At 70.4% G+C, this 11,240-nt stretch carries 16 protein-coding genes and 1 tRNA gene; 11 read left to right on the plus strand and 6 right to left on the minus strand.

Annotation, left to right across the window (positions count from 1 at the left end; all coding sequences use genetic code 11):
* The first annotated feature begins 31 nt into the window (after positions 1–31).
* Positions 32–799 (plus strand): methanethiol S-methyltransferase, encoded by a 768-nt coding sequence (gene mddA / locus KZJ41_RS07120; protein ID WP_006930258.1) that lies wholly within the window; start codon positions 32–34, stop codon positions 797–799.
* Positions 800–866: 67 nt separating this feature from the next.
* Positions 867–1,196: a YnfA family protein gene (locus tag KZJ41_RS07125; RefSeq protein ID WP_029541928.1), complete on the plus strand. Its 330-nt coding sequence runs from the start codon at positions 867–869 to the stop codon at positions 1,194–1,196.
* 12 nt (positions 1,197–1,208) lie between these two features.
* On the opposite strand, the gene KZJ41_RS07130 is transcribed toward KZJ41_RS07125, so the two are convergent.
* From KZJ41_RS07130 to KZJ41_RS07140, 3 genes are all read right to left on the minus strand, one after another.
* On the minus strand, positions 1,209–1,667 hold the full coding sequence (locus tag KZJ41_RS07130; RefSeq protein WP_043797747.1) for a hypothetical protein: 459 nt from the start codon (positions 1,665–1,667) through the stop codon (positions 1,209–1,211).
* Between the two features lie 149 nt (positions 1,668–1,816).
* A complete protein-coding gene (locus KZJ41_RS07135; protein WP_065923524.1) occupies positions 1,817–2,563 on the minus strand; it encodes an amidohydrolase family protein in 747 nt (248 codons plus the stop codon).
* Between the two features lie 17 nt (positions 2,564–2,580).
* On the minus strand, positions 2,581–3,876 hold the full coding sequence (locus KZJ41_RS07140) for a lactate 2-monooxygenase (RefSeq protein WP_006930265.1): 1,296 nt from the start codon (positions 3,874–3,876) through the stop codon (positions 2,581–2,583).
* Positions 3,877–4,075: 199 nt separating this feature from the next.
* Here KZJ41_RS07140 and KZJ41_RS07145 point away from each other — a divergent pair, with 199 nt between their 5' ends.
* The 4 genes from KZJ41_RS07145 (at position 4,076) to KZJ41_RS07160 (ending at position 5,570) form a co-directional block, all read left to right on the plus strand.
* Positions 4,076–4,390, plus strand: coding sequence for a rhodanese-like domain-containing protein (locus KZJ41_RS07145; protein WP_006930266.1), 315 nt, complete (start codon positions 4,076–4,078; stop codon positions 4,388–4,390).
* The gene (locus KZJ41_RS07150; RefSeq protein ID WP_006930269.1) at positions 4,387–4,746 is read left to right on the plus strand and encodes a rhodanese-like domain-containing protein; all 360 of its coding nucleotides are present in this window, start codon (positions 4,387–4,389) and stop codon (positions 4,744–4,746) included. The genes KZJ41_RS07145 and KZJ41_RS07150 overlap by 4 nt, the downstream gene beginning before the upstream one ends.
* Before the next feature lie 115 nt (positions 4,747–4,861).
* A complete protein-coding gene (locus KZJ41_RS07155; protein WP_037201469.1) occupies positions 4,862–5,146 on the plus strand; it encodes a metal-sensitive transcriptional regulator in 285 nt (94 codons plus the stop codon).
* Between the two features lie 25 nt (positions 5,147–5,171).
* Entirely contained in the window at positions 5,172–5,570 is a 399-nt protein-coding gene (locus tag KZJ41_RS07160; RefSeq protein WP_050034734.1) for a DUF302 domain-containing protein, read from the plus strand.
* A gap of 105 nt (positions 5,571–5,675) precedes the next feature.
* On the opposite strand, the gene rpe is transcribed toward KZJ41_RS07160, so the two are convergent.
* Positions 5,676–6,407: a ribulose-phosphate 3-epimerase gene (gene rpe, locus KZJ41_RS07165; RefSeq protein WP_198163313.1), complete on the minus strand. Its 732-nt coding sequence runs from the start codon at positions 6,405–6,407 to the stop codon at positions 5,676–5,678.
* A gap of 98 nt (positions 6,408–6,505) precedes the next feature.
* On the opposite strand from rpe, the gene KZJ41_RS07170 reads away from it, so the two are divergent.
* The 3 genes from KZJ41_RS07170 to KZJ41_RS07180 all read left to right on the plus strand — a co-directional run bounded on the left by KZJ41_RS07170 (position 6,506) and on the right by KZJ41_RS07180 (position 8,650).
* Positions 6,506–7,249: a Clp protease N-terminal domain-containing protein gene (locus tag KZJ41_RS07170; RefSeq protein WP_082120198.1), complete on the plus strand. Its 744-nt coding sequence runs from the start codon at positions 6,506–6,508 to the stop codon at positions 7,247–7,249.
* A gap of 422 nt (positions 7,250–7,671) precedes the next feature.
* The gene (locus KZJ41_RS07175; RefSeq protein WP_231385869.1) at positions 7,672–8,127 is read left to right on the plus strand and encodes a hypothetical protein; all 456 of its coding nucleotides are present in this window, start codon (positions 7,672–7,674) and stop codon (positions 8,125–8,127) included.
* Positions 8,128–8,143: 16 nt separating this feature from the next.
* Entirely contained in the window at positions 8,144–8,650 is a 507-nt protein-coding gene (locus KZJ41_RS07180; RefSeq protein ID WP_037200600.1) for a hypothetical protein, read from the plus strand.
* A gap of 100 nt (positions 8,651–8,750) precedes the next feature.
* Here the strand turns inward: KZJ41_RS07180 and KZJ41_RS07185 are convergent.
* Together KZJ41_RS07185 and KZJ41_RS07190 are read right to left on the minus strand one after the other, a co-directional pair.
* Positions 8,751–8,823 (minus strand) — tRNA-Arg (locus tag KZJ41_RS07185).
* The gene (locus KZJ41_RS07190; protein ID WP_144415002.1) at positions 8,814–9,107 is read right to left on the minus strand and encodes a hypothetical protein; all 294 of its coding nucleotides are present in this window, start codon (positions 9,105–9,107) and stop codon (positions 8,814–8,816) included. The genes KZJ41_RS07185 and KZJ41_RS07190 overlap by 10 nt, the downstream gene beginning before the upstream one ends.
* 204 nt (positions 9,108–9,311) lie before the next feature.
* Here KZJ41_RS07190 and KZJ41_RS07195 point away from each other — a divergent pair, with 204 nt between their 5' ends.
* A complete protein-coding gene (locus KZJ41_RS07195) occupies positions 9,312–10,085 on the plus strand; it encodes a neutral zinc metallopeptidase (protein ID WP_065922921.1) in 774 nt (257 codons plus the stop codon).
* Between the two features lie 326 nt (positions 10,086–10,411).
* A complete protein-coding gene (locus tag KZJ41_RS07200) occupies positions 10,412–11,236 on the plus strand; it encodes a M23 family metallopeptidase (protein WP_029541940.1) in 825 nt (274 codons plus the stop codon).
* Positions 11,237–11,240: the final 4 nt, after the last annotated feature.

An 11,240-nucleotide genomic window follows, 5' to 3' on the forward strand; every position in this document is an offset into this window, starting at 1 on the left:
CCGGCGCGCCCGGAGGAGGGAAGGTTCGACGATGTTGCAGACGACCGACAGGGGCCGCCTCGGCCGCACCCTGATGACCGCGTACGGCGCGGCCGCCTACGCCGTGTTCTTCGCGGTGTTCCTGTACTCGATCGGGTGGGTCGAAGGTCTCGTGGTGCCCCGCACCATCGACGAGGGGCCGCAGACGCCGATCGTCGTCGCCGTGATGGTGAACCTGGCCCTGTTGTCCGTGTTCGCCGTTCAGCATTCGGTCATGGCCCGGCCCTGGTTCAAGGACCGATGGACCCGCATCGTCCCACAGCCGATCGAACGCTCCACGTTCGTCCTGTTCGCCACCGCCGCCCTGGCGCTGGTGATGTGGCAGTGGCATCCACTGCCACAGGAGATCTGGGACGTGGACGCGACACCGGTGCGCGTGGTGCTCTATGCGGTGTCCTTCGCAGGATGGGGCCTCGTGCTCGCATCGACGTTCGCGATCGACCACTTCGACCTGTTCGGCCTGCGGCAGGTGCTGCGGAACTTCGCCGGAAAACCCCCGGCCGAAGTCGTATTCCGCACCCCGATGCTGTACCGCGTGGTGCGTCACCCGTTGTATCTCGGCTTCCTGATCGCGTTCTGGGTGGCGCCGACGATGAGCGTGGGCCACCTGCTGTTCGCCGCGGTCACCACCGGATACATCCTCGTCGCGCTGCGGTTCGAGGAACACGATCTGACCGACACGTTCGGCGACCGGTACCGCGACTACAGTGCCCGCGTGCCCCGGCTGGTGCCCCGCCCGCGCGCGGCGAGCCGAACCTGACCATGTTCCGGCCGGCTCCGGTGCGGGCACCCGCACCGGAGCCGTGCAGCGCCGTAGGGTACTTCGCGTGAGCATCGCGAAGTCCCTCGTCCTGTTCGTCGTCGCGGCCCTGTTCGAGATCGGCGGTGCCTGGCTCGTGTGGCAGGGAATCCGGGAACAGCGCGGCTGGATCTGGGTGGGCGCCGGTGTGATTGCGCTCGGCGGGTACGGAATGGTGGCAACGCTGCAGCCGGATGCGAATTTCGGTCGCATCCTCGCCGCCTACGGCGGAGTGTTCGTCGCCGGATCGCTCGTGTGGGCGATGATCGTCGACGGCTTCCGCCCCGACCGGTGGGATGTGGCCGGCGCCCTGGTGTGCCTGCTCGGCGTGGCGCTGATCATGTACAGCCCGCGCTGAACTCCGGCACCGTCAGCCGACGGTCACCGTCCCCGCGGCCGGTGTCGAATTGCAGATCGGGCCGCTGCTCAGGTTCACCGAACCGAATACGGTGGTGAGCACGGTGCCCGGGCCGGTGTTCACCACCTTCGCCAGGTTCGGGTACGTCCCCTCGAGGTCGACGATCCCCGCCTGGCCGGTGCTCTGATTGAGCCATGCGACCGACACCTGCCCCGCAGCGGGCATGGGGCCCATTCCCGGTGCGGTGGAGAACAGTACGTGACCGGGGGCGATCGCGGGGTTCGCCTCCGGGCCGGCCTGCGCGGTGACCGCCGTGATCGAGGCCAGGCTGCCCTGGTTGAGGCACCCGAAGGTCAGTGCCGTGCCGAGGGATTGGGGCGGTGCGGCGCCGGCGCTGCCGGCGAACAGGACGGCGGCCGCGATCGGTGCGGCGGTGGCGAGGATTGCTCGGGTGGTTCGGGCGGCGCTCATGCTGATGCTCCTGTGATCGGAATGTCACGTCCGGGTGCCGACCGCCGCGCCCCGCCGGCGGCGCGCCCCGCGCACCGAATGACGCCCCCGAGTCTAGATCGCGAACGGCGGAGCATACGACGTTTCGGAGATCTTGCTTGCCGGGGATGTCAACGCACGCGGTAGAACTGCGCGGCATTGTCGTGCAGCGCCCGCGCGGCGAGGTCCGGGCCCAGTGCATCGGTGACCACTGCGACGTCCGTGTCGGTGAACGGCCGCGGCGCCCGGGTGGACGGCAGGTCGGTGCCGAACATCAGGGCGTGCGGGTTCCGGTCGGCGACGGCGCGCAGAACGGCGGCGACGTCGAAGTCGGCGCGGCCGAACCCGGTCGCCTTGACCCGGACCCCGCGGTCGACCAGGTCCAGCAGGTGCGGCAGTCCGGCCGCGGACAGGCCCAGATGGTCGATGCTCACCGCGGGCAGGGCGGCGACGGTCTCGGTGAGCGCGGGCAGTTCGCGGGCGTCGACGTACAACTCGGTGTGCCAGCCGGCGACGTCGTGGACCCGCCGCGCGAGCGAGTCGAGGTGGGCGGCGGATTCCGAACCGCCGCGGCGCAGGTTGAACCGGATCCCGCGCACGCCGGCCTCGTCGAGCCGGGCGATCTCGGTGTCGGTCACGGTCGCCGGCAGTTGGGTGACGCCCACGAAGCGGGGGCCGAGGAGGGCCAGCGCGTCCAGCAGGTAGCCCTGATCGAAGCCGTGGAAGGAGCCGGACACGACGGCGCCACCCGTGACGCCGAGCCCGCGGACCCGCTCGAGATAGTCGGCGACCGTGAAGGCCGGCGGCACGTATCCCTCGTTCGGGGTCACGGGGAAGCGGGGGTCGACGATATGGAAGTGGGCGTCGAAGATCGGCATCACGCGTCGCCCGTCGGTCACGTGCGCGTAAGCGCGTCCGCGGTGATCTCCTTCACCGACGTCAGCCCGCTGAGCCCGAGCGTCAGATCGAACTCGGCGATGATGTTCGCGACGGCGTCGCGGGCCCCCTCGCGGCCGCCCACCGCCAGCCCGTACAGGTGCGGGCGGCCGACGGTGACCGCGTCGGCGCCGAGGGCGAGCGCCTTGAACACGTCCGATCCGGTGCGGATTCCGCTGTCGAGCAGCACCGGTACCCGGCCGTCGACGGCGGGTGCGATGCCGACCAGGGCGTCGAGCGAGGCGATCGCGCCGTCCACCTGGCGGCCACCGTGGTTGGAGACGATGATGCCGTCGGCCCCGGCGTCGAGGGCGCGCCGGGCGTCGTCCGGATGGAGGATGCCCTTGAGCAGCACGGGAAGATCGGTGCGCTCGCGCAGCGACTCGATCTCCGTCCACGTCAGGGAGGGCCGGGAGTAGATGTCGAGGAAGGTCTCGACGGCGGCCCGGGGCTCGGGGGAGCGGAGGTTGTCGAGGAGGCGGCCGGGGTAGCGCCGGCTCATCGAGAGCAGTGTCCTGATCGCGCCTAGGGTCACCTCCACCTCGGGTCGTGCGCCGGCGGCGGCCGCGATGCGCTCGCGGACGATGCGCACGAACGTCGGGTCCGAGGTGTACTGGGCGATGCCCTCGCCGCGAGCGAACGGCAAGGATCCGAGGTTGAGGTCCTGGGGCCGCCAGCCCAGCAGGGTGGTGTCCAGGGTGACGACCACGGCGTCCGCGCCGATCGTCTTCGCGCGGGCGAGCAGGCTGTCGACGAGGTCGTCGTCGCTGCTCCAGTACAACTGGAACCAGCGCGGGGAGTCTCCCATCGCCGCGGCGCTCTCCTCCATCGGGGCGCAGCCCTGGTTGGAGAAGATGTAGGGCACGCCGAGTTCGGCCGCCGCGCCGGCGATCGCGACGTCGGCGTCGGGGTGCGCGAGCTCGGCGGCGCCGACCGGCGCCAGCAGGACCGGGGCGGGCAGGGTGCGGCCGAACAGCTCGACGCTCAGGTCCCGGCGGGAGACGTCGCGCAGCACGCGGGGGACGATCTTCCAGCGGTCGAAGGCCTCGCGGTTGGCGCGCATCGTCGCGCCCTCGCCGGCGCCCCCGGCGATGTAGGCCCAGCCGCGCCGGCTCGTCTTCCGTCGCGCCAGGCGTTCCAGGCCGGCGAAGTCGGTCGGCACCGCGGGGGTGCGCCCGAGCACTCCTGCCCGGTAGATGACGTTCTGGCGGGCACGGCCCGCGCCGGGCTGCGGCGCCACGGGTCCGTCGCTCATCGGCGATTCCTCACTGGTGCGTCGGGCGGGATCGTCTCGGACGCTACACGGAAGCGCCCACGCGCCGGGCCGAAGCGCCGGTCGTCCGGCGGAGACGGTGGACAGATTCCGATATACCCCCTAGGGTATGCAGTACCCCATGGGGTATGAACCTCGAACGACGGCACGATGCCCACCGGTGTGGGCCGAGGAGTGGACAATGAGGGAAATCGACATCGCTGCATTCGCCGACGAGTGGAAGTCCGGCGCGACCGTCGTGGACGTGCGCGAGGACTACGAATACGAGCAGGCGCACGTGCCCGGTGCCCAGTGGATCCCGCTCGGCGAACTCGCTTCCCGTCTCGCCGAGATCCCGGGGACCGACCTCGTCTACGTCATCTGCGCCTCCGGCAATCGCAGCCTGCGCGGCGCGGACATCGTGTCCGCGTCGGGGCGGTCCGCGGTCTCGGTCGCCGGCGGCACCAAGGGCTGGCTGCGCGCCGGTCACCCGGCCGAACAGGGCGGAACCCGATGAGCCTGCTCGAGAAGATCAAGGCGCGCTTCGCCAAGCCCTACGAGTCCGTCGGCGTCGGCCGGGCGCGCGAGTTGCTGGACGGCGGGGCGGTCCTCGTCGACGTACGTTCCGCCGCCGAGTACCGGTCCGGGCACGCGCCCGTCGCGCAGCACTGCGAACTCTCCCAGGTTCCGACGAAGGCGGCGCGGATCGTGCGCAACCGGCCGGTGGTGTTCGTGTGCCACTCGGGCATGCGCTCCGCGAGCGCCGCGCGGATGTTCGCCCCGGCGGCGCAGGCGCCCGTCGCCTCGCTGCGCGGCGGCATGATCGCCTGGGAGCGGGCCGGCGAGCGGGTGGTCAAGGGCGGTCGCCGCTGAAGGAATCGCCGGGTCGACCGGCCCGAGGTCCGGGAATCGGCGCCGAGCCGGAATGTGGGCACGGGAATACCCCACCGGGTATGATGGGTTCATCTTCAGTATGAAGGGGCCGACCATGACAGTTAACACCGTGAATGCCGCAGAATCCACCACCCAGGTGCTCAACCGGCTGCGCCGCGCACAGGGCCAGCTCGCCGGCGTGATCTCCATGATCGAGAACGGGCGCGAATGCCGCGAGGTGGTCACCCAGCTCGCCGCGGTCTCGCGCGCCCTCGACCGGGCCGGATTCAAGATCGTCGCCACCCGGTTGCGGCAGTGTGTCCTCGACGAGCAGGACGACACCTGCGTCGACAAGCTGACCGAGGAGGAACTCGAGAAGCTCTTCCTCGCGCTCGCCTGACAACAGCGAACCACGAAGGAGCAGCATGACACTCGCTCTCGCCACCACGCTGCGCGCCCCGCTCGGCGACACCGTCGAGCGCACCCGCGAGGCGCTGAAGGAACAGGGCTTCGGGGTGCTCACCGAGATCGACATGCAGGCCACCCTGAAGACCAAGATCGACGTCGACATGGAGCCGTACGTCATCCTCGGGGCGTGCAACCCGCCGCTCGCACACCAGGCCGTCTCGGTCAATCGGCAGATCGGGCTGCTGCTGCCGTGCAACGTCGTCGTCCGGCGCGATCCGGAGGACGCCGGCCTGGTGCACGTCGAGGCGATGAACCCGCAACTGATGGTGCAGGTGGCCGAGGATCCCGGGCTGCAGCCCGTCGCCGACGAGGCCGCCCGGCGGTTGCAGGCAGCGATCGACGCGCTGGGGAGCTGAGCCGTCACCCGAAAACGGGCGCCGAGATGTCTCTCGGCGCCCGTTCTCGTGTTCGTCCTGTCGCCCGTTCGTCCCTGTCTCCGATTCGTCCCTGTCTCCCGCTTGTCACGGTCTCCCGTACGCCGCCCGGGCCTTCTCGCGCAGCAGGCGCACGGCGCGGGCCGGGTCGTCCGTGCCGTAGACGGCCGTGCCGGCCACGAAGCAGTCGGCGCCGGCCGCCGCGGCAGCCCCGATGGTGTCGAGGTTCACCCCGCCGTCGACCTCGATGAGCACGTCGAGTTCCCCCGCGTCGACCAGGCGTCGCGCCGCGCGCACCTTGTCGAGCATCTCGGGGATGAACCGTTGGCCGTTGAATCCCGGAGGCACGCTCATCACCAGGAGCGTGTCGAAGTGCGCGAGCGTGCCGATGTGCGGCTCGAGCGGGATCTGCGGCGCGAGCGCGAGACCGGCGTGGGCGCCGGCGTCGCGCAGGCGGCCGGCGAGAGCGACCGGGTCGCGGACGGCCTCGACGTGCACTGAGACGTTGTGCGCGCCCGCCTCCGCGTAGTCGAGCGCCCACCGGTCGGGATCCTCGATCATCAGGTGGCAGTCGAGCGGCAGCGGGGTGTGCCGGGCGAGGGACCGCACGACCGGCACCCCGAAGGTGATGTTGGGGACGAAGTGTCCGTCCATCACGTCGACGTGCAGCCAGTCCGCGCCCCGATCGGATCCACCGGCCACGGCCCGCGCCTCGTCGGCCAGGCGCGCCAGGTCGCCCGAGGCCAGGCTGGGCGCGATCATCGGCTCGCGCCGCGAGTGGCGATCGGCCCGGTGACCAGCGCGGACGTCGGGGTCCATGCGACGACAGTACCCGCCTCGCGGTGCCGGCGAGGCGCACCGGATTGATCGTCAACCGGGCATTGACGACCATGAGCGCGTCAACCTATGGTTGACGAATGACGAACCCGGTACCCATGAGCAATCCCGTCCGGCTCGACGACCTCATCGATGCCATCAAGAAGGTGCATACCGACGCCCTGGAACAACTGACCGACGCGGTCCTCGCCGCCGAGCATCTCGGGGAGGTCGCCGACCATCTGATCGGCCACTTCGTCGACCAGGCCCGCCGCTCCGGCGCGTCCTGGACGGACATCGGGCGCAGCATGGGCGTCTCCAAGCAGGCGGCACAGAAGCGCTTCGTGCCCAAGGGTTCTGCCGATCTCGATCCCGAACAAGGATTCAGCCGATTCACCGAACGCGCCCGTAACGTCGTCATGGCATCACAGAACGAGGCCCGGGCGGCCGGCAACGCCGAGATCACCTGCGAACATCTCGTCCTCGGTCTGCTGAGCGAGCCCGACGCCCTCGCGGTCCGCGCGCTCGTCGCGCAGGACGTCTCGCCGGACGCGGTCCGTCGCGCCGTGGTGGAGAAGCTCCCGCCGGCGTCCGGGGACGTGCCCGACCTGATCCCCTACGACGCGCGTGCGCGCAAGGCCCTGGAGCTGACGTTCCGGCAGGCACTTCGTCTCGGGCACAACTACATCGGCACCGAGCACATCCTCCTCGCCCTCCTCGAATACGAGGACGGAAACGGCGTCCTCACCGGTCTCGGCGTGGACAAGACGGCCGCCGAAGCGCACGTCGCCGCGGCCGTGGCGGCGGAGCAGGCCGCACACGCGGAGCGCGGAGACGCGGAATGAGCAGGCAGCGATCCGCTGTCCAGCCGACCCGTCGCTGAGAGGGCCTCATCCGCAGGGCGAAACCGCCTCCCCGGTCCGCTCCTCGATCTACCGTTGAGTCGAGGCAGCCGAGAGGGGGAACGATGACCTACCCGCTCGTCGAGAAGTCCCGGGAACGTTCGGAAGCCGGGCGGCATTTCGTGATCGAGGACTACACGAAGACGCCGTCGCTCTGTCGTCGCGGTGTCTGGGTGGGGCGTCGGGTCGATTTTTCCGAAACCGTGCTGATGTCCTTCGAGCACGGCCAGGACGACCTGTCCGTCGGCTGGATCGTGAACGGCGCGGCGATATCGCCGGCAGGCTACTATGCGCCGTGCCAAGGAGTGCCGACGATCCGATACCGGTGTCCCGGAGACGGTAGGAACCTGCACACCATTTCGCTGATGAGCACGCCCGGCAGCGATCAGGACTGTGTGGACCTGCAGGTCGTGTTCACGCGTCCGCCGCAGTGGAATCCGCTCGAGTACGGTCCCTCGAAGAAGGTGTGCCTCCAGGGCCGGATCGTCGAATGGCCGTGGTTCCTTCTGCAGCAGGAACAGCAATGCTGGGAGCGGTTCCGGAACGTATTCGAGAAGTACGTGGTGGTACCCCGTCCGGTTCCCGCACCGCCCGGCCCGGTGGAACGGTGGATCGCGAGCCTTCGGGGCGACGAGGCCGCGACGGTACGGGCTGAACTGGACACTGTCGAGCAGTTGGATCACGCCCGGGACGGCGATTTTCTCGCAGAGATCCGTGCCGACCTCGCGGCGAGGTTCCTCCGGTGGGCGAACTCCGAGGACGGGCCGGGTGCCGTGGACCGCTCGCCGCCACGCAGCGATCCGGGTCGAGATTCCTCCTGAGCGAGAGGGCGGACCCGTGACCGAAAAGGCAACGCTCCGGCGACTGGCGGAGTGGGTGTTCGGCGGCGTCGTGCTCGTCGTCGACACGGTCTTCACGGTGATCCGTGTCGTCGTGTGGCGCTCGCGCTGGAAGCCGGCATTGACTGCCCTGCGCCGGTACAACAAGGTCGTCCTCAACCCGGTGATCTTGAAGAGGGGAGGGAAGACGGTCACAGCGGTGCATCACGTGGGTCGCACATCCGGATGGCCATACGTGACCCCGGTGTGGGCGGAACGATCCGGACAGTCGTTTTTCATCCATCTGCCCTACGGCACCGACGTCGACTGGTGCCGCAACGTTCTGGCGGGCGGGGGCTGCGTCCTCGAGCGCGAGGGCGTGCGCTACGACGCCGTCGCTCCCGTGATCGTGCCGGCGGCGGAGGCGGAACCGCATCTGTCGTCGGCATCGAGGAGGATGCACCGACTGTTCGGCGTCGAGTCGTATCTACGGCTGGACATCGCCCCTGGCGTGCAGGCGGACTGATCGAGCGGCTGGAGCAGGGGCATCGCGCTGGTTCGCCCGCTCCCCGCGAGCGGCGGTCCGTAGAGAGCGGCTGCGGGTGAGCTCGACCAGCGGTCTCTTGTGCCCCCGGCAGGATTCGAACCTGCGACACCGGCTTTAGGAGAGCCGTGCTCTATCCCCTGAGCTACGAGGGCGGCGCGCGGTGGACCGGCGGTGCCGATTCGATGCGCGGTGTGAGTGTAGCCGGGATCGCGGCGCCGGTGTGAAACGGTCGCGGAACCAGCGGCACGGCGAGCGCCGCCGCCGCGCCGACGGCGATCCACGTGACGGTCCAGGCCTGGTCGGAGGCGTGTGAGGCGGACAGCAGGGCCGGGGTACGGAAGCTCGACCCGTAGATCGCGGCGCCCGTGAGGGCGATCGCCGTTCCCGCCCGGTCGTGCACCCGAATGTCACACGCCGTCAATCCAACCGAACGCATGTGACATTCGGCCGGAGGTGCGGCAGGTGACCTGCGGCAGGTGACCTGCGGCCGGTGACCTTCGGTCGGAGGTGCGGCCAGTGACCCCGGGGGTGGGAACCGTCCCCCTCGGGGTGCGGTGTGCAGCCCGAAGAGCCCTGGAGTGCGGCCGTGGCGTGCCGGAGGGTGGATCCGCACGCCGAATCCTCGTCCCCGGGAGTACTCATGCCTCGCTCGATCTCGCGCACGATCCGCTTCGCCGCCGTGGCCGTCGCCGCCGTGGTGCCCGCCCTGGGTGCCGTCGCTCCGGCCGCCGCGGAGGACGAGTCTGCCCTGCAACAGCTTTCGCCCACAGCGGAGTGTCCGTTCGCCGCCGGGAGCACCGGGCAGTACGCGACGGACGCGATGGGACCGTATGTGCAGTGCTTCCTTCCGTCGATCGAGTCGTGGATCGATGCCACGTACCAGGACATGCCGCATCCCACCGCCTACTACTCGGTGGCGGCGGGGAAGTCGGGGGAGGCGGCGCCCGGCTGCGCCTACGACGAGAACTCGCTGATGTACTGCGCGGCCGACCGCAGCCTCTACATCGGCGAGAAGGCGGCGATGGACCTCGTGAACGGCTACGGGGAGATCGCCATTGCCGCGGTGCTGAGCCACGAGGTGACGCATCACTTCCAGACGATGCTGGCACTGCCGGAGCCCGACCCGGCCGAACCCAACAGTGCCATCCCCTACGAGAACCAGGCCGATTGTGGATCGGGCGCCTTCGTCGCGTACTCCGAACGCGACCTCGGCGTCACGGTCGAGCAGACCGACCTGGCGTCGCTGGGCCGGGCGTTCGCCGCGGTGGGGGAGGACAAGGGGCCGGAGCGCACCCACGGCACCGCCGAGCAGCGCATCCAGGCATTCGACACCGGCTACCTCAGCCCGTCGCCCACCCCGTTGCTCTCGTGCGTCGACTACATCCCCGAGGCGCCCATCGCGTACATCGGCTGACGCGCCGGGCGCTCCGCTGTGATCACAATCACATAACTGCCGTCGTCTCCTCGCGGTTCTGTATGCGCGCGAGGCGGCGCCGGGAGCCGCCGGCCCCGGCGGACGTCCCAACCCCGCCCGCGCGCACCAGGAGGGTGTTTCCGCAGTTCACGCAGGTGGGGCAGGGCTGCATCCGGCCGGGCTGCCGCCGGGTCGCCGTCGGTACCCACCGCAGAAGTGTCCGAAACGTAACGCTGGCGCTGCCCTATATCGTTTTGTTACTTTGAGTCGCCAGAAACGGCCGGGGCACACCCGGCGCGCAACGGACGACGGATGAGGTAGCAACTGTGGGACGGCACCAGCGGGCAGGCGACGAGGCGACCACCTTCGAGATGGATCTGTCCGGTGCGTCCTCCGGCCGCGGCCGGCACCGCGTCGAGCCCACCGGTCCGTCGGCACCCGTGAAGGCCGCCACCGTGGCCGCCGCCACCGGCGCCTTCTTCGCCGTGGGTGCCCAGCTCGCCGCCGGCACGGCCAGTGCCGCGCCCGCCCCCGCCCAGACCGGCACCCTGCCGTTCGAGGTGCCGCAGGGCCTGCTGCCCGAGGGCTTCGAGCTCCCGCAGCTGCCCGGTGCGCCCGCCCCGGCCGACGAGCACGGCCACGAGCACGCCGCCGCTCCCGCCCTGCCGCCGGAGCTCGACACCCTGGTCGACCAGTTCGCCGCGGGCCAGGGCTGGCTGAACAACCTCAACCCCGCCAAGCCTGCCACCGTGCAGCCCGTCTCGGGCACGCTCACCTCGGACTTCGGCCCCCGCTGGGGCAGCCACCACGGCGGCATCGACATCGCCGCCCCGATCGGCACGCCGATCAAGTCCGCCGCCGACGGCACCGTCCTCGACGCGGGCGCCGCCTCCGGCTACGGCCAGTGGGTGCGCGTCCTCAACGACGACGGCACCACCGCCGTCTACGGCCACGTCGACACCTACCAGGTCAGTGCCGGTCAGCGGGTGACCGCCGGTCAGCAGATCGCCACCGTCGGCAACCGCGGCTGGTCCACCGGCCCGCACCTGCACTTCGAGGTGTGGGACCAGGCCGGCGGCAAGACCGACCCCAACGCCTGGCTCAGCACCCGCGGCGTCGTCGCCGACTGGGGCAGCTACCGCGCCGTCTGACGCT

The sequence above is a fragment of the Rhodococcus sp. 11-3 genome, assembly GCF_023704055.1.
Classification (GTDB): Bacteria; Actinomycetota; Actinomycetes; order Mycobacteriales; family Mycobacteriaceae; genus Rhodococcus; species Rhodococcus aetherivorans.

Coding starts and splice junctions, on each gene's coding strand:
- mddA (WP_006930258.1), top strand. CDS start 32: ATGTTGCAGACGACCGACAGGGGCCGCCTCGGCCGCACCCTGATGACC.
- KZJ41_RS07130 (WP_043797747.1), bottom strand. CDS start 1,667: ATGAGCGCCGCCCGAACCACCCGAGCAATCCTCGCCACCGCCGCACCG.
- KZJ41_RS07135 (WP_065923524.1), bottom strand. CDS start 2,563: ATGCCGATCTTCGACGCCCACTTCCATATCGTCGACCCCCGCTTCCCC.
- KZJ41_RS07140 (WP_006930265.1), bottom strand. CDS start 3,876: ATGAGCGACGGACCCGTGGCGCCGCAGCCCGGCGCGGGCCGTGCCCGC.
- KZJ41_RS07145 (WP_006930266.1), top strand. CDS start 4,076: ATGAGGGAAATCGACATCGCTGCATTCGCCGACGAGTGGAAGTCCGGC.
- KZJ41_RS07150 (WP_006930269.1), top strand. CDS start 4,387: ATGAGCCTGCTCGAGAAGATCAAGGCGCGCTTCGCCAAGCCCTACGAG.
- KZJ41_RS07155 (WP_037201469.1), top strand. CDS start 4,862: ATGACAGTTAACACCGTGAATGCCGCAGAATCCACCACCCAGGTGCTC.
- KZJ41_RS07160 (WP_050034734.1), top strand. CDS start 5,172: ATGACACTCGCTCTCGCCACCACGCTGCGCGCCCCGCTCGGCGACACC.
- rpe (WP_198163313.1), bottom strand. CDS start 6,407: ATGGACCCCGACGTCCGCGCTGGTCACCGGGCCGATCGCCACTCGCGG.
- KZJ41_RS07170 (WP_082120198.1), top strand. CDS start 6,506: ATGACGAACCCGGTACCCATGAGCAATCCCGTCCGGCTCGACGACCTC.
- KZJ41_RS07175 (WP_231385869.1), top strand. CDS start 7,672: ATGAGCACGCCCGGCAGCGATCAGGACTGTGTGGACCTGCAGGTCGTG.
- KZJ41_RS07190 (WP_144415002.1), bottom strand. CDS start 9,107: ATGCGTTCGGTTGGATTGACGGCGTGTGACATTCGGGTGCACGACCGG.
- KZJ41_RS07195 (WP_065922921.1), top strand. CDS start 9,312: ATGCCTCGCTCGATCTCGCGCACGATCCGCTTCGCCGCCGTGGCCGTC.